This is a genomic window from Bacillus sp. FSL E2-8887 (genome assembly GCF_038007205.1).
Lineage (GTDB): Bacteria > Bacillota > Bacilli > Bacillales > Bacillaceae_G > Bacillus_A > Bacillus_A mycoides.
Window position 1 is genome coordinate 2,237,391 of record NZ_JBBOWS010000001.1, and the last position, 20,717, is coordinate 2,258,107.

General features: G+C 30.7%; 19 protein-coding genes and 2 pseudogenes. 17 read left to right on the plus strand and 4 right to left on the minus strand.

The window, feature by feature from the left end:
- Positions 1–139: 139 nt before the first annotated feature.
- Both NSQ08_RS11180 and NSQ08_RS11185 read right to left on the minus strand, forming a co-directional pair.
- Positions 140–1,297: a sensor histidine kinase gene (locus tag NSQ08_RS11180; protein WP_002085430.1), complete on the minus strand. Its 1,158-nt coding sequence runs from the start codon at positions 1,295–1,297 to the stop codon at positions 140–142.
- Positions 1,287–1,982 carry a response regulator transcription factor gene (locus NSQ08_RS11185; RefSeq protein ID WP_002016575.1) on the minus strand — a complete coding sequence of 232 codons (696 nt, stop codon included), beginning with the start codon at positions 1,980–1,982 and terminating at the stop codon, positions 1,287–1,289. The genes NSQ08_RS11180 and NSQ08_RS11185 overlap by 11 nt, the downstream gene beginning before the upstream one ends.
- Positions 1,983–2,179: 197 nt before the next feature.
- Here NSQ08_RS11185 and yqeK point away from each other — a divergent pair, with 197 nt between their 5' ends.
- The 12 genes and pseudogenes from yqeK to NSQ08_RS11245 all read left to right on the plus strand — a co-directional run bounded on the left by yqeK (position 2,180) and on the right by NSQ08_RS11245 (position 14,365).
- Positions 2,180–2,788, plus strand: a complete 609-nt coding sequence (yqeK, locus tag NSQ08_RS11190; protein ID WP_002016573.1) for a bis(5'-nucleosyl)-tetraphosphatase (symmetrical) YqeK — start codon at positions 2,180–2,182, stop codon at positions 2,786–2,788.
- A gap of 13 nt (positions 2,789–2,801) precedes the next feature.
- The gene (locus tag NSQ08_RS11195) at positions 2,802–3,476 is read left to right on the plus strand and encodes a DUF3885 domain-containing protein (RefSeq protein ID WP_199662836.1); all 675 of its coding nucleotides are present in this window, start codon (positions 2,802–2,804) and stop codon (positions 3,474–3,476) included.
- A 24-nt stretch (positions 3,477–3,500) separates the two neighbouring features.
- Positions 3,501–4,211: a 5'-methylthioadenosine/S-adenosylhomocysteine nucleosidase gene (mtnN, locus tag NSQ08_RS11200; protein ID WP_070170172.1), complete on the plus strand. Its 711-nt coding sequence runs from the start codon at positions 3,501–3,503 to the stop codon at positions 4,209–4,211.
- A gap of 48 nt (positions 4,212–4,259) precedes the next feature.
- Positions 4,260–5,000, plus strand: coding sequence for a class I SAM-dependent methyltransferase (locus NSQ08_RS11205; RefSeq protein ID WP_002192889.1), 741 nt, complete (start codon positions 4,260–4,262; stop codon positions 4,998–5,000).
- A gap of 27 nt (positions 5,001–5,027) precedes the next feature.
- On the plus strand, positions 5,028–5,876 hold the full coding sequence (locus NSQ08_RS11210) for a GNAT family N-acetyltransferase (protein ID WP_078177076.1): 849 nt from the start codon (positions 5,028–5,030) through the stop codon (positions 5,874–5,876).
- A 195-nt stretch (positions 5,877–6,071) separates the two neighbouring features.
- Positions 6,072–6,631 (plus strand): annotated as a pseudogene (locus NSQ08_RS11215) (class I SAM-dependent methyltransferase).
- A gap of 445 nt (positions 6,632–7,076) precedes the next feature.
- Entirely contained in the window at positions 7,077–7,556 is a 480-nt protein-coding gene (locus NSQ08_RS11220; RefSeq protein WP_078177077.1) for an SRPBCC family protein, read from the plus strand.
- 79 nt (positions 7,557–7,635) lie between these two features.
- Positions 7,636–10,806 (plus strand): ATP-binding cassette domain-containing protein, encoded by a 3,171-nt coding sequence (locus tag NSQ08_RS11225; RefSeq protein ID WP_002192888.1) that lies wholly within the window; start codon positions 7,636–7,638, stop codon positions 10,804–10,806.
- A gap of 454 nt (positions 10,807–11,260) precedes the next feature.
- Positions 11,261–11,602, plus strand: coding sequence for a PadR family transcriptional regulator (locus NSQ08_RS11230; protein WP_002032268.1), 342 nt, complete (start codon positions 11,261–11,263; stop codon positions 11,600–11,602).
- Entirely contained in the window at positions 11,599–12,114 is a 516-nt protein-coding gene (locus tag NSQ08_RS11235) for a hypothetical protein (RefSeq protein ID WP_002189686.1), read from the plus strand. The genes NSQ08_RS11230 and NSQ08_RS11235 overlap by 4 nt, the downstream gene beginning before the upstream one ends.
- 1 nt (position 12,115) lies before the next feature.
- A complete protein-coding gene (locus NSQ08_RS11240) occupies positions 12,116–13,567 on the plus strand; it encodes a serine hydrolase domain-containing protein (protein WP_340774700.1) in 1,452 nt (483 codons plus the stop codon).
- Positions 13,568–13,789: 222 nt separating this feature from the next.
- Positions 13,790–14,365, plus strand: a complete 576-nt coding sequence (locus NSQ08_RS11245) for an NUDIX hydrolase (RefSeq protein ID WP_340774703.1) — start codon at positions 13,790–13,792, stop codon at positions 14,363–14,365.
- 42 nt (positions 14,366–14,407) lie between these two features.
- Here NSQ08_RS11245 and NSQ08_RS11250 read toward each other — a convergent pair whose 3' ends face one another.
- Entirely contained in the window at positions 14,408–15,124 is a 717-nt protein-coding gene (locus NSQ08_RS11250; protein WP_061690195.1) for an SDR family oxidoreductase, read from the minus strand.
- A gap of 186 nt (positions 15,125–15,310) precedes the next feature.
- On the opposite strand from NSQ08_RS11250, the gene NSQ08_RS11255 reads away from it, so the two are divergent.
- The 5 genes and pseudogenes from NSQ08_RS11255 (at position 15,311) to NSQ08_RS11275 (ending at position 19,446) form a co-directional block, all read left to right on the plus strand.
- Positions 15,311–15,658 (plus strand): winged helix-turn-helix transcriptional regulator, encoded by a 348-nt coding sequence (locus NSQ08_RS11255; protein ID WP_340774709.1) that lies wholly within the window; start codon positions 15,311–15,313, stop codon positions 15,656–15,658.
- Between the two features lie 287 nt (positions 15,659–15,945).
- Complete coding sequence (locus NSQ08_RS11260) at positions 15,946–16,698, plus strand: class I SAM-dependent methyltransferase (RefSeq protein WP_340774713.1); 753 nt, start codon at positions 15,946–15,948, stop codon at positions 16,696–16,698.
- Positions 16,699–16,834: 136 nt separating this feature from the next.
- Positions 16,835–17,668 (plus strand): annotated as a pseudogene (locus NSQ08_RS11265) (alpha/beta hydrolase).
- Between the two features lie 117 nt (positions 17,669–17,785).
- Positions 17,786–18,580 carry a VOC family protein gene (locus tag NSQ08_RS11270; protein ID WP_340774716.1) on the plus strand — a complete coding sequence of 265 codons (795 nt, stop codon included), beginning with the start codon at positions 17,786–17,788 and terminating at the stop codon, positions 18,578–18,580.
- A gap of 116 nt (positions 18,581–18,696) precedes the next feature.
- The gene (locus NSQ08_RS11275) at positions 18,697–19,446 is read left to right on the plus strand and encodes an aminoglycoside phosphotransferase family protein (protein WP_340774718.1); all 750 of its coding nucleotides are present in this window, start codon (positions 18,697–18,699) and stop codon (positions 19,444–19,446) included.
- An 84-nt stretch (positions 19,447–19,530) separates the two neighbouring features.
- Here the strand turns inward: NSQ08_RS11275 and NSQ08_RS11280 are convergent, their stop codons facing one another.
- Positions 19,531–20,499, minus strand: a complete 969-nt coding sequence (locus tag NSQ08_RS11280; RefSeq protein ID WP_340774721.1) for a phosphotransferase enzyme family protein — start codon at positions 20,497–20,499, stop codon at positions 19,531–19,533.
- Positions 20,500–20,717 lie beyond the last annotated feature (218 nt).

The following is a 20,717-nucleotide window of genomic DNA, read 5'->3' on the forward strand; positions in this document are numbered from 1 at the left end:
AGGAATGCTTAATTAGGAAGAAAGAAAAGGTAAAGAATTTCTAAAGAATTATAAAGGATTATTAAATTTTGGATATTAATGGAATATAAAAGGTTCAATTTCTTATATGATAAAAAATTGAACCTATAAATATGTGGTATTAAGCTTTATAAGGGAGTAATTTTACAGTGAAAGTTGTTTTTTTATCATCGCTATATACTTCAATTGTTCCTTTATGCAATTCAACAATACTTTTTGCAATTGCTAATCCGAGCCCAGATCCACCAGTGTTTGTTGAACGTGATTTTTCAACACGATAAAAACGTTCAAAAATATGAGGTAAATCAGTACTAGGGATAGGTTGTCCGTAATTTGTTATATCAATTGTAATCATGTTATTGCTTTCGTAAGCGGTAATATCAATATGATCTCCATCATTTCCATAAGTAATAGCGTTTATGATTAGATTTTCAAACACACGTACTAATTTATCCCCATCAGCTAGTACCATTAGCTTTTGAGATGGGAAAGAAGGGCGACATTCAATATTAGCTTCTTGAAGCTGTATCCGAAATTGGACAGTTAATTGTCCAAGCAATTCTACAATATCAATGGGAGCAGAATATAAACTTAACTCTTTATTTTGAACGCGTGTATATTCAAACAAGTCATTCATTAATGCATTAAGACGGGTTACTTTATCGTAAATGACTTGAATATAGTATCGTAATTCTACTTCATCTCTATAATTATCATGATGGATTAAATTTACGTATCCAACTATAGATGTAAGAGGGGTTCGTAAATCATGTGATACATTTGTAATAAGTTCGCTTTTTGCTTGTTCTGCCTGTCTTTCTTCATCAATTGATACTTTTAATTGCTCAATAATTTGATTGACCCCAGTTGCCAGTTCTTCTAAATAATTATGGTGTACGATGGAAACTTTATGATTAAAGTTTCCACTTGCAATATACCGAATCTCTTCAATCATTTTTTTTATACAAGTTTCATAGTAAACCTTTCTTTCATGACGATAAAAAATGTATAAATAGGATGAGAAAATAGAAAATAAAAACAAATAAGATACAATCATCATCCATAAAGACTCTTTTAATCCAATATATTTTTCATGGCCAAAAATTCTAATGAATTCTTTTCCTAGTTCGCTTAGAGTAAGTGAACTCTCAATTACACTCGTTACGAGGCGAAATATAATTAATTCGGTAATTGGTGTAAGAGTGATAGCTAATAAAAGCCAAAAAATAAGCTTCCACTTTGGTATATCTTTTAATATATCAAATGCTTCATTTCTCAATTTTATATCCTACTCCCCAAACCGTATGAATTAGTTTTTCACCATTCATTACGGTTTCAAGTTTATCGCGTAAATTACTAATATGGACCATTACCGTTTTATTAGAACCATAACCGTCTTCATTCCAAACTCGTTCGAATATCTCTTCAGAGCTAAATACTCTTCCAGTATTACTCGCTAGTAAATATAAAATATCAAATTCGATAGAGGTGAGTTTAATATATTCTCCATTTACTTTAACAGTATGATTATGTTTATGTATTTCAACAGAACGAATACGAATAATACCATCTTCATTCTTTTGGGAAGTAGCATTTTGGAAAGAGGATCTTCGTAATAAAGCTTTCACTCTAGCCACTAATTCTAGTGGATTAAACGGTTTAATCATATAATCATCTGCGCCGGTCATAAGTCCTAAAATTTTATCCATATCTTCAGCCTTTGCACTAAGCATAAGGATAGGTACAGTATTATTTTCACGCACTTCTTGACAAACTTCCAATCCGTTTCGTTTTGGCATCATAATATCTAAAAGCATAAGGTCAACTTCATATGTACATATCATTTGTAATGCTTCATCACCATCATAAGCTTTATAAATGTTATAGCCTTCATTTCGTAAATAAACAGCCAGTAATTCTACAATATCTTTATCATCATCAATAATTAATATGTTTTTATTCATTTTATAGTTAGTTCCTTTCCTTACAATTAATCAACATTACTATAATATCAAACATTTATGTATTTTGTAGTAATGTTTCTACATAAAATTTCATGTATCGTATTAAAAAGGAATTAAAACATTCATAACGAATATAAAATAAGAAGGATATTTAAACTCCACATTATACTGAAAGATAGTTATAAGGGGGACTTGCTATGTTATATAATGATATATATTCATTTACTCCAACTGGAAAAATAGAAAATGATATTAAAGCTTTTCTATTAAAATACAATAAAGAATTTACATATAAACATTCAATTCGTGTGGCAAATGAGGCGAGAAAAATTGCGAAAATATTTTATGAAGATGAAGAAAAAGCAGCGATTGCAGGGTGTTTACATGATATTAGTGCAATCTTTCCGAATGAGGAGCGGATTGCAGTTGCTGAAGAATTTGGCATAGAAATATTACAAGAAGAACGAGAATTTCCAATGATTATTCACCAAAAATTATCGAGAGTAATTGCAAAAGAGGTATTTAAAGTAGAAGATAAAGAAGTTTTAAATGCTATCTGTTGCCACACTACGTTGCATAAACATGCAACGAAGATGGATTTAGTATTATTTATTGCTGATAAATTAGAATGGGATCAAATAGGGACACCGTCATATTTAATTGAGGTAAAAAAAGGATTGGAAAAATCTTTGGAACATGCTGCTTTTGTATATATTTCATATTTGTGGGAAAGAAAAGATACATTAAAAGTCATACATCCGTGGCTAGAAGAAGCATATTGGCATTTAAAAGAAATTGTAGAGTAGAAAGGGTATAAAAATGCAATTTAAAGAATATATGAATCAAACATTTCCAGGAGTTACGTTAGTACCGTACATATACTCTCAGTGGGAAAATCATCTTCATTTTGATTTTGGGAAAGATAAATATCAATTCAAAGAAGATGGTAACACGTATAATATGGAATATTTCACACAACTATATAGGTATAATAAAAATCTATTTAAAGATATATTTTCAAAAGAAGATACCGTCTTTTTAATCACAAATGTTTATCGATTTAAACAGGAAAATATAAAAAATCTGCAGAAAATAAATGTATACAATAGATTTATTAAAAAGAGCGGTTTAAAGTTTCATATTAGACAAGAAACATTACCTTTTCTATTTGAAGATGAAGAAGCTGACTTATATTGTACATATCAATTTTCTTTAAAATGTCTTGCTGAAGATATTAAATATGAACCGCTTATTCAAGCAGCTAATCATGAAGATTTCCCTGACCTACGTCCACGTCTAGGGCGAAAAAAAGAAATTTCATATCCAGATGTATTTTTTATAAATGTAACAAAGGATATTATCATGTTTATTTATGGTGATAGAGGATGTGAAGTAATTGCGAAGAATAAAGAAAAGATACGGGATTTATATGAGAAGTATAAAGAGTGGATACCAGAATATGAACGAGAGAGTATAGATGACTTATTTACATGAAAATAGGAGGAAGTGAAGTGTGTAATGAAAAGGATCGCAATTGTATCTGCATGGGAACCAGAGCTTACGTATTTGCATCAACATTATCCAAGTGAGCGTGTAGAAAAAATAGCAGCTTGGGAATTTCATTTTCATTCTATTAATGAATTAGAAGTTATTTCAGTTGTAACTGGTGTCGGTAAAGTAAGTTGTGCTAGTTGTGTACAACTATTAATAAGTGAATTCCAGCCAGACCAGTTATTTATGACAGGGATTTGCGGGAGTTTATCAGATAAGGTGAAAAATGGACACATCGTTGTAGCTCTTAATACTTTGCAGCATGATGTTACAGCGGCTGGTTCAGGAGAAGATAGTTTTAATCTATATGATGGTAGAACAGCACCTATTGAAACAACTAAATCACTCGTAAAGCGAATGAAGAAATTGCGTTCGTATGACCCGGTCCATTTTGGTACATTTCTATCTGGAGATCAGCGTATTCGAAGTTCAGAAATGAGGTATTTACTGCATACTGTATACGGTGCTTTAGCCGTTGATCAAGAAGTGGCAGCATTTGCTTATGTATGTCATATAAATAAAAAACCATTTCTATGTTTAAAAGCTGCCTCAGATCAAGCGAATGACAAAACGAAAGAAGAACAAAAGGTTTTTAAAATGTTAGCATGTGAACGAGCGTGTGAGCATTTAATTACTTTTTTACGTGTTTATGAGATTACTGTAGTTAACAATAGATAACAAGAGGGGGAATATCCCGCTCATTTCAAATTAAGAGGTGAATTATAATTGCATACGTATTATGGAGAACTTTGTACAAAGATATATGAAAGTGATAAATCAATTGCAGCCGGAAAAGAATTGGATTTTTATCTTTCTTTTGCAAAAGATAAAAATATACATGTGTTAGAACCAATGTGCGGAAATGGTAGAATGTTAATTCCCTTTATGCAAAATGGTGTGAATATAGAAGGGTTCGATATTTCGAAAGATATGCTTAAAGTTTGTAAAGATAAAGCAGAAAAATTAAACTTAAAACCGGTTGTGTCACAAGGAAGAATAGAAGAATATCATAGTGATAAAAAATACGATCTTATTATGATTCCTATCGGTTCATTTTCACTTTTACCAAATAATTTAGTAGACAATAGTCTTCAAAATATGAAAAACAACTTAAAGGAAAATGGCAAATTACTTCTGACAATTGTACAAGGTGGAAGTGAGACAGAACAAATTTTAGATTGGATAGAGACAAATAGAAAAGAAATTAACAATGAATTAATTGTTGAGTATAGAAAAGTTTCATATGATAAGGCGCAAAAACTTCTAAATATTATACTGAAATATGAAATCATTCATGATGAGAAAATAAAAGAAACTGAGATTATGGATTTTCCTATAAGACTATATAATTTAAAAGAATTTGAAAATATACTTATTACTAATGGGTTTAGTCAAATTGTTGTTCATGAAATAAAAGATGGATATGGTGAAGGTAATTCATTTCATGTATTTGAATGCAGTTTATAACAAGTCAAAGCGGGGGATTATACTTATATGATTCAATACAAAAGATGTAGTGAAGTAAGTATAGATTTAGTGTATAAAGCTTTTAAGGATGGATTTTCAGATTACATCATTAAACTGGAAGTTTCAAAAGAAGATTTTATAAAAAGATTTTTTGGGCCAGAAGGGAATTCGCTAGAACACTCCTTTCTTGCTTTAGACGGTGACAAATCTGTTGGTGTAATACTTGGTGGTATTAAGGTATATGAAAGTATAAAAACAATGCGCTGCGGAACATTAGCTGTTCATCCAGAATTTCGAGGCATTGGTGTAAGTCAAAAGTTATTTGAGTTACATAAAGAAGAAGCGACACAAAATAAATGTAAGCAGCTTTTTCTTGAAGTTATTGTAGGAAACGATCGGGCGATTCATTTTTATAACAAATTAGGTTATGAAAAAGTATATGATCTTTCTTATTATAATTTAAATGATTTAACTAAAATAATGAATAAAGGTAATAAAAATATTGAAGTAAAACAATTAGAATTTCCAACATTTAAAGTTGAAATTCAGAAATGGCTAAGCTTCCATATAAATTGGCAAAATGATATTGATTATATCGAAAAAACAAATCATACATTTTACGGTGCATATGTTGATAGTGATATAAAAGGTTCTGTATGTGTAAATGAACAAGGAAAAATTAGTTTTATTTTCATAGACAAAGATTATAGAAATATTGGTGTTGGGACGAAATTATTACAGGTAGCAAGTGAAGAATTAAAGTTATCAAGTTTATCAATTGGGTTCCCAAACAACAATTTACTGGAAGGGTTTTTAAAGAAATCTGGATTTGAAAAGAATTCTTTAGCACAATATGAAATGTATTTATTGCTATAAAAAGCGGAGGGAATTATTCTTTTCGCTTTTTATTTTGCACTATAAACGTTTTTGCTGTATGTGGGAGGATAAGTAAAAACAACAGAAGTTTTGTTACCTATCTTATTGAGCTAACTGGCACTTTAGTTGAAAAAGGAAAATGTATAGTAAACATAGAATATATTAATACATTAAAAGATTTATGAGGTGAAAGTGATGGCAATTAAGCAAGACGAAATTAAAGTAGTAGTCGGAGCTGGAGTATTTAATAATAATCCAGGTTGGGTTCAAACGCAAGAAGATGAACTTAATTTACTAGACAATACCACTTGGGAAGAAAGATTTGAATACAATTCCATTTCAGCTATTTTAGCAGAGCATGTATGGGAACATCTTACTTTTGAAGAAGGTGTAAAAGCAGCTGAAATTTGCTATAAATTTTTAAAGCCATCAGGTCATATTCGGTGCGGAGTGCCTGATGCATTTTTCCGAGATGAAACCTACCAAAATATAGTTCAAATAGGCGGCCCTGGCCCGAAAGACCACCCAGCTGCAAGCCATAAAATCGTACATAATTATAAAACATTAACGAAAATGTTTGAAATTGCTGGATTTGAGGTAGTTTTACTTAATATTGTGATGAAAATGGTCAATTTTATTACACAGAATGGGATGCGAATGACGGCGTTATTTTCCGTTCGAAAAGGTATGATTCTAGAAATAGAGGCGATAAACTTGGTTTTCCATCGCTAATTGTTGACGCGATTAAAAGGTAAGTCATTCACCTAAAATAGGTGTTAGTTCTATCAGTTCATGAGTCGCAAATGCGGCTTTTTTTATTTGCTTTGTAAACCTACGTTTAGCAAGGAATTAGACATACATAATAAGTGATTTTGAACATTACATAACTTGATTTGAATACTATATTAGCTCTTATTAACACCATTTATCTTAAAGAAAATTGCTTTTAAATATTTAATGGAAATATCATATAAAGTAAATAAATCAACGTTTTCTCATGTTGAATTTTTTTGCGGAAATGTTGAGGTACGCCTATTGTAATAAACACATGGAGAGAATATATAATAAATCAATCAATGTTCAAGATACCATTCACACATTAAATTAATATTTCATTGCCATAGAGATTTCTTTTATACATAAGTTCGTGTAAAATAAAACAGGAACATACATTCTGTACAAGAGTAGGAGGAAATAAATATGTTGGCTGAAATAGAGAAACAAATTGATGGCTATATTATAAAATTTGAACGCCAATTTCCCAATACAATAGAGGAAGTTTGGTCTGTTTTAACTGAAAACAGCAAGCTTAAAAAATGGATGTCTAATTTACAGATTGAAAACCTTAAAACAGGTGGAATTATAAAGTTCGACATGATGGATGGTTCATTTTTAAATATTGATATTTTAGAGTGCCAACTAAATTCAGTACTTGAATTCACATGGGATAAAGATCGTGTCCGATTTGAAATACATAAAGAGAAAAATGGTGCTCTTTTACTACTTAAAGAGTACATTCATGAATTAACTGATCATACACCAAAAGATATAGCTGGTTGGCATATTTGTTTAGATCTTTTTTCTTCCGTTTTAGAAGGAGAAGAGAAGGTGTTTTCAAAAGATGAGTGGGAATATTGGTTTGATAATTATAAGGTTAAGGTTGATGAGTTGAAAGATTAGGGATTAAATTCATGGTATTTATTATGTAATTATTATCTTATAAAAATGATTTTTAAAAACAATAAGAATAGAGGTTAATATGAAAGTAAATCAATTAATTGCTAATAACATAAATAAACTTGATACTGTTATTCCGTTTAATAAATCACTTGGTATTGCTGGTTTATCTGGATCTGGAAAAACAACTCTTTGTCAAACAATTGGTGAAGAATCAAAGAAGCGTCTAGTTTCCTTATTGCCAAAGGCTGAATATCAATATTTATTTCCTAATATTATGGAAACTAATTTTAGTGCAATTAAAATGGAAGAAATGCCTTTAGTACTTTTTTTAGGGAAATCATCAATTTCTTCCAATCCGCGTTCGACGATTGGTACTCATACAGGTGTTTTTAAAGAGATTCGTGAAAAATTAGCGGAAGAATTTAATCTTTCTCCTGAAGTCTTTTCATTTAATAATCAATTAGGTTGGTGTGCTGGCTGTAAAGGGCGTGGTACTACTAAAAATATTGAGTGTAAAAAATGTAAGGGGAAACGTTATAGTGAAGAAGTTGAACAACGTACTATTGAGTTATTTGCTGAATCACATACAATTTCGGATATTAACGATTTAAGTGTTGAATCTATTCTTTCACTAGCAGAAGAATTAAATATTAGTGAAGCAAAACAACATATACTGCAAAATATTATCAATATGAACATTGGTTATTTAACATTAAATCGAATTATGGGTACGTTGTCAGGTGGAGAATTAACACGACTTTACTTAGCTGAATTCATGGCAGTAAGTGAAAATGCTGTAATTATTATTGATGAGATTTCCGTGGGGCTTGATAATGAAACATTGTTACAAATATTAGAAGAGATCAAGCAATTAGGGTGTAAAAATCAAATCTGGCTCATTGATCATTCAGATACAGTACTGGATACAACAGATGAGCAATTGTTCTTCGGACCTGGTAGCGGAAAATATGGTGGACAAATCGTGAAAGAATCACCAAGGCCAAAGCCAATACTATCGGAACGAAATTACAAAATGCCAACAGAATATTATACATTCCATGAATTATATTGCCGAAATATCCAAATGACTGAGTTTCAGATTCCTAAAAATAGACTTGTAACTGTTACAGGAGAGTCTGGATGCGGGAAATCTACACTTGTCAATGAGTGTTTAGCTACAGATTTCTTGAAACGATATCCAAAAGATAAACTAGTTATGGTAGGGCAAGATCGAAACCAATCGATTACAAGTCGATCAACTGTAGCAACTTTCTTAGATATTAAAAAGAAACTGACAAAGTATAGTGAAGAAATTGATGATATTTTTGAGCGCTCAATTGAGGATATTATTGATGAAATTCCAAACGAAGATATTGCGTATAAACGCTTGAGCCTACTAATCAAATTAGGACTGGGCTATTTAACATTAGAACGAAAAACACAAACATTATCAACGGGTGAGTTTCAATGTGTTCATTTAGTTTCTGAGTTATTTGCAAAAACAAGAAATCCACATACATTGTTTATTTTTGATGAGCCTTCAAAAGGTTTATCGCAAAATATTTTAAATCAATTTATAGATAGTGTTAGAGGGATATTACAAGATGAATCAGTCTCTATCATAATGATTGAGCATAACAGTTACATGCTAGAAAGTTCTGATTATATTGTCGATTTTGGAAAAAGACAGCTTGAATCTATAGAGCATCTTGATGTAGTAAGTCATGAGGATTATTATCGTCAAAAAAGAAGTGTGAATAATGCTGAACAAATACACATTTCTTCAACGCTTAAGCGTAAAGAAGGAGTTCACTATTTAAAAGAAAATCATATTAACTATTTTAAAAATGCTGAAAACGTTTATAAGGGTGGTATTTTAAAAAGCTTATCATCAATGGCACGATTAATTTATGGTGAATATGAATCTGATACAATGGCAGCTGTTGTTGCTATTGATCTCGAAAGACATTTGTATAGTCAATATAGTTTCTTATATGAAATTGGTGGATTGATCAATCATATTGTAGCTGCTCATCCGACTAATAAAGATACGAGAAGCTTCGATTTCTATTCTCAGGATAATCATTGCCCATCATGTTCGGGACGTCTTCAAATTGAAGTTTTTGATAAAGAAATTACAATTCAAGATAAAAATGTTCCATTTTGGGATGGTCTATTCGATCCGGAAATCATGAAAGTATTAAAATTTTATCAATATGAAAAAATAGAATTTCTATTTGAAGAAATTAAAAATGAGCTTGGTCATGATTTGTCAAAGAGCTATAATGATATGTCTGAGGAAGAAAAACATACATTTTGGTACGGCTATTTTGATAAGTCCTTTTATGATAAGAAAGGAAAGACACGTAGAACATGGGTAGGATTTAATACGATTATTGGCGGGTATATTGTTATTTCAAAAGCAGCTATTAAAGAAGATATTAAGACTTCTAAAGAAATGATGAAATGTCCAATTTGTAAGGGGACTTTATTAAATCACCACAAACCACTTAATTTTGGAGATACAGATATTCGTGAAATTATTAATCAGCCGCTTAACGAAGTATTAAAAATTGTAGGAGATTTGCCTGTACTCGTCAAATTGAAATCTATCGTAGGTGACGATATGATTATGACAGAAGATGTTTCTTTATTACCTAGAAATATACAAGTCGCACTGAAAATGTTTGAATTAGAACAAGCAAGCTTTTCAAATTATGAAATGGTGTTACAAAATGTTTTACCATTCTGGGATGAAATAAAAGGAAATATAGAATCCATTTGCTTCAACAATCAAGTAACTATTTGTGATTTTCCTAATGTTTATGAAACAAGAGAAACCATTATAGATAAGTATTTCACAAATGGTAAATATAAAAAACTAACATATGTATACGAAGCATTTGGTTACAAAAAATTAGTTACCCAAATTAATAAAATTAAAAAAAGCAACCAGTGTCCATTCTGTAACGGTAAGAAAGTTATAACCGAAGATAATCTACATGATGGCGTGTTTAAATTAACAATTCCATGTATAACTTGTAATGCAAGTGGTATTAATGATGAAGGGCTTAAAGAAATCGTTGATGGAATAGATGTGCAAACATGGTTAACCGGAAAAGTTAGTGATGTTGTGGATGAAAGCTTACGAACTGAGGATGTTGCAGACATTCTAATATTTAATCGAATTCGTGAGTTGAATAAGCGAGAAATGATGGCAGTTTATGAATGTCTTGAGAAAAATAATTAAATTAAGAAGAATAAAAAATAGTGGTCAGTTAGGGATTAAAAACTCATTTGCAATAATCTGCAAATGAGTTTTTATGTTGAAGAAGAGTTTCTTTAAACGTGTTAAGGTAGATAGATAATAGAGCAAGAAAAATCTATTTGTAATACCAATATAAATTATTCTTAAATTTTAAACTGAAAGGTATTACAGGTTGGCATTTATGTTTAAGTTTTGTTAGTCTTTCTAAGATGTAAATACATTTATCTGCGAGAGTTAGTTTTAAATCGTTAATTATAATCATTTATTATATAATTATTGACGTATAAAAATGTTTTTTCGGGATAATAATTTAGGTTATTTGGATAATAGCAAAAGGAATATGCTACTTTTTTAGTGATTGTATAATTATTAGAATTTTTAAATTTAACAGAAATATATACTTGAATGAAGTATATATTTCTGTTAAATTTATCCTATGGACAAAACAAGTTTAATTAAAGGTCATTTAGAAATGTGTGTGTTATCTATTTTGTCGAAAAAGAAAAGTTATGGTTATGAAATTATGAAAGAACTTGAAGTACACAATTTAAAATTGAAAGGAGTAGGAAGTATTTACCCTATTTTAACTAAGTTAAAAAATCAAGAGTGGGTAAATACTTATCAAGAAGTAACAGACAGTGGTAAAGTTAGAATCTATTATGAAATTAATGAAAACGGGAAAATACGTCTTGAGAAGAAAATTAATGAGTGGTTAGAATTGCAATCTGATATTCAAACATTATTAAAAAGTGGTTTGAAAGGAGACCTTCTGAAATGAGGAATGAATTAAACGGTAAAGAAAATCAATTTTTAACTGATGTACTTAAGGAATTAAAGCAATACGATATCAGCTTAGAAGAAAGGGAAAATATTAAGCAACAAATATTAGAGCATATTCAAGAATGTCGTGAACATGGTGAGGAAAGTATAAATGACCTAGGAACGCCTCAATTATTTGTTCAAGACTTTTTGGAGATAAATGAAATTGATCTGCGAGTGAAAATGAAACAACTTCAAAATATAAATAAAAAATCTAATACATTAATCATAATTGGCATATTCGTCGCATTTATTACATACCTCATTTCACAAACTACACTTTCAATATTTTTAACTGAATCCCTTAATCCAACCAACAGTGAAAATAACTTTAATTTTAATCTTTTATATCGAATAGCAGAAAATCAATGGTGGAACTCTATATTAATAATGATTAGTTTAATGGTTTCTTTATTAATATCTATAATTTTAGTAATTTATAAAAAAAGAAAGTTATCCGAAGTACATTAAGATGAAGATATCGAAATATAAATTGTTTCTAATTTGTATAGTTTGTAATGTATTAATGTTATGTATTGCACATCCAAAAGTTTATGCTCAGCAAAATATTAAAGTTACATTAGATAAGTATATTGAAAAATTTATAAAGGAACAGAACATTCCTGGAGCTTCCGTTGCAATTGTACATCATAAAGATGTATTCTTTACAAAAACATGGGGGATTACTGGGGAGTCTGAAAAAAAGGTAACTAGTAAAACCCCATTTGCGATTGGCTCAATAAGTAAATCTTTAACAGCTTTAGCTATAGTCAAGTTAATAGAAGATAAAAAAATAAAATTAGAGGATTCAGTTCAACAACATCTTCCTTCGTTTAAACTAAAAGACACACAATCAACTTCAAATATAACAATCCAACATCTACTAACTCATACAAGTGGAATAAACACATATGAAGGCTTAGCATTATCAGATAAACAATTGAAGAGTTCTAAAGCATTAAAGGAAAATGTAATGAAACTTTCAAAAGTAAAATTAAATGCCCCACCAGGGGAAGAATATCAATATAGTAATGCAAATTATATGATACTTGGTGCCCCTATTGAGGCAGTCACAAATGAAACATATTCTTCATATATAGAAAAGCATGTTTTTCAGCCTTTAAAAATGAATGGCGCAGCGGCAAATAAAGAAAGTGCATATGAAAAAGGCTATTTAACAGGTTATCAGTCGTTGTTTGGTATACCAAGAAAAAGTGTAGTGTCTTATGATAATGCTGGAGCACCGTATGGTTATATTACCGCGAATTTGGAAGATATGATTCAATTTATAATGTTTTTGAATCACCAAGACCACACTCAATTTTTAAAGAAAGAAAGCATGGATCTTTATCTATCACCGCTTTATAAAATAAATTCAGAAAAAAGTTATGGGTTTGGATTAAGAACAACAAATATAAATGTAAGCGAAACGATGGTTTGGCATTCAGGATCAACGCCTGATGCTCGTGCAGAAATGTTTACTTTAAATAAAAATGGCTGGGCTGGTGTGATTTTAACGAATAAAAATCATGTATTAGAAGAAACAGCACTAACGGTATTGAAAAAGGGGATTATTAGTATTTTGAATGGGGAAAAACCTGGTGATATCCCTAAAAACATACCATTCACACAAATTGTTATGTCGATAGTCACACTCTCACTCATTATTACATCAATTATGTTAATGAAAAAGTATAAACGTAAGAAAACTTGTAAAAAACAAACTTGGCTGTTCGTTGGGAGTATATTTCTACTATTATCTAGTATTTTGATCCCACTTCTTATTTATTGCACAAATTCACCGTGGCATACGATTAAATTGTTTGCAGCAGATGTAGCTTTACTCGCTAGTATTACAGTAATATTATTAGCTGTGAACGGACTAATATCAATATTTATAGCCCTGAGGAGCAAGAAAGTATAAGGGTAAATAATTGAAGAAATATAATTTAAGTTGTTAAAAATAGTTGACTCTCACACAATGTCAATATTTAAGATAAAGTTGAGTTTCGAAGTAGATGTAAATCCCAAAATCTAAAAATTGCATTCCTTTTAAAGGTTGCAACAGACCATAAATTAAACTTAGTAGACATGCAAATCTAAATAGTAGTGTTTCATAATGTTTTAATGATTTGGAGGGGGAATTTTGATAGATATTAATAGAGACGTAAGAACATCTGGCGCGTATGTTCTTTATAATAATCTATTTATTTTTCAAGTTGGTCCAACAAGAAAAGGCGATACATTAGGTGTAGTAAGGCTGGGAGGCCATAAAGAAAACAATGAGACAGCAGTAGAAACCGCTAAAAGAGAAGTGAAAGAAGAAGCTGCTATTGATATTACTATATTGAGTTCACCAAGTACATACTACAAAGAGAATTGGAATGCACAATCAAAGAAAATAAAAGTAGAAAATGAAGTCGCTCCAATATTAATTATTGATAGTCCATATGAAACTTTATCTATTATGTATATTGCACATTCAGAAAATGAACCAAATCCATCTTCTGAAACAAACGGACTATTATTACTTTCAGTAAGTGATATTAGGCTAATTTGTAGTAAGGAAATAACACTAAACGATTATATTAAGCAAGGTGGAATGGCTATATTGAAAGAAAAAGTGGATAAGGAGTTAATCTTACAACCTTTTCCTCAACTTTTGTTTTTAGCAGAACTTTTAAAAAAGGATCCTGTATTACTTCAGCAGTTTCTAAATTAGCAACAAAAGCCACCTTAATAAGGGGCTTTTGTTTTAAATAATTTAATGGTATGTGTATCCTCCATCAGGAAACAATACATTGCCTGTAGTAAAACCATTTTGCATTAAATACAGGACAGTATGTGCAATTTCATCATTATACCCAGGTCTCTGTACAAGAGAAAGAGATTTATAATCTTCATAAGCAGCTAGTCTTTTCTCATTTTGTTCATTCTCTCTTCGTATCGTTCCAGGAGAAACAACATTAACTCTAATAGGAGCTAATTCAACAGCTAAAGCTTTCCCTAAGCTTTCAATAGCACCATTACAAGCGCCATAAGCAGGTGCACCTTTAAGTGGTCTTTGACTAAATGCACCGGACATTAACACGATAGATCCAGAGTTTGAAAGAAAAGGAATCGCATATTTTACGGCGTAATATTGTGGCCAAAACTTTCCGATAAAGCTGCTTTCAGCAATTTCCTCTGTAGCGGTTATTGGTCCAAGTGTGTAAGAGGCTCCCGGTGTGAATAAATGATCAAAATTCCCAACTGTCTTGAAAAAATCTTGTAATTGCTCTTTATTTTGATTATCCAATACATAAGTTTGAAGATGGTTGTTATTTATTAATTCTCGAGAAATTTTTAATTTTTCTTCCGAGCGTCCTGCAATAATAACATGTGCGCCTTGTTCGATTGCTTGTTTTGCTGTTACTAATCCAATACCAGAGCTTCCACCAATGATAACGATACGAGTATCTTTTAATGTAGTAATAGACATATTTTAGCCCCTCCTTTAATAAAAACTTTAAAATAAAACTGCTATGCTTTTATTATTCGCTAAAAGATTGCAAGTGAAAAGTACGCACTTTATATGTACATAGTCGCAAATTTCGTACTAATCGCTTGTTATATGGATACATAATATAAAAAATTACTCATTATAATTTATGATTTGAGGGGAGTGGTGAGGAAAGTGAATTTAGAGGAACCGAAATTAAAAGGGGTAATAGCGACATTACAAATAATCGGTGGGAAATGGAAGCCACTCATTTTATTTATATTATTAACAGATGGAACGAAACGGTTTGGTGAATTAAAGCGATTAATGCCAGGCATTTCTCAAGGAACATTAGCGAAGCAGCTTCGTGAATTAGAGCACGATCAACTAATAAAACGCGAAATTTATCAAGAAATACCACCTAAAGTGGAATATAGCTTAACTGAGCATGGAAAAACAGTCAGTATTGTTTTGGATAGTATGTGTGGTTGGGGAAGAGGACATTTAGAATATATCGATAAAAATAAAATATAATATTATTATGTAAACTAAATGGGGTTTGTCGAAACATATCGTTTTAGTAATTTGTATTTTATAATATATAATTAAATAGTGTTATAGGTTATTATATATGCAGTCTTCCAGATGAAGTGATATAGATGAAATGCTGTATCGTTCGAAGTAACTAGTTGTTCGGGGCTGAAAAAATGCGTAGCAGATATAAAAGAAGACGTAGGCCCTTTCACGATAATATCAACTATGAGTCTATTTCGAGAATCATCTAAACAGTTAATGCATTTTTACAAAGGGGAAATAATAACATGAATGAATTAGAGTATAAAAGTTTTTATGATAAAGTGGGACGATTAAATGGGTGGGACTTTAGTAAGCTAAAGTGTGAAACTGTAGGTGACACTTGGGACTTTTATGGCGAAGTGCAAGAAAGATGTAAACCATCAGATATTCTACTTGATGTTGGCACAGGTGGAGGAGAGAATATATTAAAAATAGCATCTTCAGCTGCATTACTGATTGGAATAGATAATTCTAAAGGAATGATCAAAACAGCACATTCCAATTTGAATAAAGCAGGTGTACAAAATGTTGAATTTCTTCAAATGGATTCGGAATTTTTAACGTTTCCGCATGCTCATTTTGATATTACTTCAAGTTGTCATGCGCCGTTTGTAGCACCTGAATTGGCAAAAGTAATGAAAAAAGGTGCTTTTTTCTTAACACAACAAGTTAGCGAACATGATAAATTAAATCTTAAAGAAGCATTTGGTAGAGGGCAATGTTTAGGTGAAAGAGATGGTACGTTAAAAGATAATTATATGGGTGAACTTATTAGTGCAGGATTTGAACTCGTACAAGTACGTGAATATGATGTTACTGATTATTACAGTACTCCTGAGGATCTTATTTTCTTATTAAAACATACGCCTATTATTCCTAGATTTGGAGAAAAAGAAGAGGACTTTAATATTTTACAAAAGTTCATTGACGCTAATAGTTCCGAAAAAGATATTCGTACGAATTCAAAAAGGTTTATGATTATTGCTGTTAAATCATAGTGTATTTTAACGTAAAAGCTGATTTTCTTTAAAAGAAAATCAGCTTTTTTTGTGGAAAAGAATGCAGGGGAAACTTAAAAATCATAGAAATAGGTAAAGTGGTAATTTGAAAATTGAAATATAGGGGATAATTATTTTGAAACGTTACTATATTAACAACGAAAAAATAAACGCGCATATTACTGAGTGGGGAAATAATGAAAAGCCCGTTATCTTTTGTTTACATGGGGTAGGTAGTACGAGTTTAAGTTTTATAGAAATTGCAGAGGAATTAAAGGAAGAGTATAGATTTATCTCCATTGATGCACCTGAGCATGGTAAAACACCGCCCTTTGAAAGAACGGAAGATTGTGAGATGCTGAATTTAGCAAACTGGTTAAATGAAATAATAAATGAACTGAGAATTGAACATTTCTATTTTTTATCACATTCGTGGGGAAGTTTTGTAGCACTATTTTATTTATTAAATAATCCAGAAAAAGTACTAGGAAGCATTCTTATTGATGGAGGATATCAAACAAAAAGGCTTCAAGAAGAAACGCTTGAAGAGGAAATCGCGTATTACGAAAAGGATTTTGAAGAATATATTTTTAATAATTGGGATGGATTTTTCAAAAGTGAAAAAGAAGCATATACTAGGTGATCTCCATTATTAGAAGTTGCTGTAAAAGATCTAGGGATTGAAATGGATAATAAAGTATGTTGGCATGCGAGAGGTACAACAGCTGGTAATATAGTAAGAGGTATGCATAAGGATGAAACGATAGGTATATATGAGAAGTTACCATCTAATATTGTATTACTTCGAGCTACACTACCGCAGATATGGGATGATTATAGAGAAAAGACAGTAAAAATTTTCAAATTAAAAACTGGTGCGAAAGTAAAATTAATCTCTGATACTACACATTTGTTACACTGGGATAAACCAGAAGTTGTTATAGAGGAAATAAAAAGTAATTGGAGCTAACATATTCATACTAAAGTTGTAGTTTTTATATAAAAAATCCACCCTTCGGTTTGATTTTATCTATTTATAAGTGTAATACAATAAGAATAGATAATAAGAAACAAGGGGGAATGTAAAGTGATTACACATATATCAGATATAAAATTACAAACGGTTTCTATAGAAGGGGTAAAACAAGTTTATAAAGACATATTATCTTTTCCAATAAAAAAAGAAACCGCATCATATATTCAATTTGAAGTAACACCGTATACAACAATTAGTTTTCAAGAAGTATATGAACCAATTGCACCTGCGCATTTCGCTTTTGAGATCCCATATTCAAAATTTCATGAAACGGCAAAATGGCTTAAAGAGTCTGGATTACTCATTGTGAAATGGAAAGATGGTCATACAATTGGTGAGGAGAGCGGTCTATTCAATTTATACTTTAAAGATGGTGATGGAAATCTTCTCGAAATTATCGCACATAGTTATATTAAAGAAGAGGTATTAGTCCCGCATTCACCGTTAAACATTTTATACGTAAGGGAAATTGGTCTTCCGGTTAAAAGTGTACCTGTATTTACGGAATGGTTGAAATCAAATCTAGACATGAAAACGAAGGAAGATGGGGATATTTTCAACTTTGTTATAGTTGGCACTGCATATATCGTTGCAACCTGGTGGCAGCGACCGTGGATTCCAATCGCGATGAAAGCTTTACCACCGAAAGTACATGTTTCATTCGGAACACCGGATCATGCGTTTTTACAACAAATCCAAAATAACTTTAAGAAAAATGGTGTTCCATTTGAAAGTAAACATACTGAAGTATTGTTTATTCAACAAGGGTATTCATTTTCTGTTTTACATACACCGGAGTTTCATTCCGATATTCCTAGAAAATTAAACTTACCACTTTCTATATAATTATAGGGAGGGGTAAGTTTTTTTCATTTTCATGAAGAAGGGTTTCAGTATAATTACACTGAATTTATAGAGGACTATAAGGCGTTATTCTAATTTACTGTAAGGAGAGAAATGAATTGAATCTAGGAAATCCGATAGCCAAAGGAAATACGGCTGAAATTTATCTTTGTGATAATAAAGTTGTGAAATTGTTTAAAGAATACCTCCCTAATACAGAATCTCTATACGAAGCACGAAAACAAAAGTATGCATATTCATGTGGTTTACACGTTCCTAAAGTATTTGAAGTTACAGAGATACAAGGTAGACAAGCTATTATTATGGAATATGTAGAAAGGGAAAGTGTTGGTGAGCTTTTGCTTAATAAATTGAGTAAAGCGGAGCATTACATAAGTATATGTGTTAGTGTACAACAAAAAATTCATGCTATATCTGTGAACTCTAATGAAATAGAACCGATGGAAGAAAGGCTTTATCGTCAAATTAACTCCGTGCATGATCTGGATGAAAAACAAAAGGGAAATATATTAAAAAAGTTAGATTCAATCACATTTGAACCTAGAGTATGTCATGGTGATTTTCATCCGTTTAATTTAATTATGAGTAATGGTGATGTGAATATTATAGATTGGGTTGATGCTAGTTCAGGTGATATTCGTGCAGATGTGTTTCGGACATACTTATTGTATTCACAGAATTCAGTGGAATTAGCTGAAATGTATTTACATATATATTGCAGTAATACTGATCTAACAAGAGATGAGATCTTTCAATGGGCTCCTATTATTATTGCAGCTAGATTTTCTGAGGAAATATCTCCGCAAAATGAAGTGTATTTGAAAAGATTATTGAATCAGTATTTATAAGTAATGAAACAAAGGTTATCTAGTAGCTAATTAATAAATGCTGTTGTTTAACTACAAGGAAACTTTAGTTAAACAACAGCATTTTTAAATATTGATATAGGTATACTTATTTTCTATCTTCATTCTATAAAGATTCATTATCCGTACTTCTTCCTCAGTTAATTCTTCTTTATCCCAATACATATGCATTAAGCTATATTCGAATATCTCTTTTAATTTAGTAAACAATGGTAGCTGGTCTAGCATCTCTTTAGGTAAATCATTTTCCTCTTTGTATCCTTCAACTATTGCTTTTGTAATAGAACTCTCATAGTCAACTATGTTACCATTCCCAACGAATGAATACTCTATCGCACTATAAATTGGGACTGCTAAATCAAATATATAAAAATGTTTCTCACAGTCTTGAAAATCAATCATTGTTAAATTTGAATTATTTTCGACTAATATGTTTTCTAACCATAAATCTCCGTGTATTAAGCCATAATTTGAAGGATTCTTTGGCAGTTCCTTTATAGAAGCTAAAACGTCAGATGCAATTTCTCTTATAGTAGTTTCTTCTTTAGGGATATAGTTAAGAAAATTATATTCTTCATTTTCATACCAGTCGTTTATATGATTTACCGGTTGAATTCTTTCAAAGTTTTTAGATATACGATGTAATTTTCCAATTTGTTGACCAAGCTTTTTAAATACATTAGAATTCCAGTCGTTTCTTGGTAAATGTATACCAGGAGCAGCTTTATATAATACAGCAAAAACTTCTTTGTCTAATGTTATTTTCTCTACTAAATTCCCCTTTAAAGAAGGTATTATGGCAGGGACTCCTAAGCCCTTTTGATATAAAAAGTTCGTATATGTAACTTCTTCTAATTGCTCTTCATATGTTTTATAGTTTGTAATTCTAACGAAGTAAGTACCTTGTGCTGTGAGACATTGATACATTTCATTTGTTATTGGTTTCATTTCAATAAAATCCAATGGATATAGTTTATTAATTAGTTTAAGTATCTCTTTTTCTATATTATTCATTTTAACTTCCTTTCCAAACATAAATTTTCCACTCACAAAACTACTAGTTCATTAACTTACAAATTTCGTGTTTTATTTGGTAGAATCCTTTAAAAAAGATTTATCCCATAAAAGTCCGATTAGTATGGGATAATAATCAGTGGGGAGGAACAAACTCCCCACTGATTAAAGTTTCACTTTATTGGAAAGTTAAGTAAATGTATGACAAAATAAGATAGCTGAAAAAATATGAAATTAGT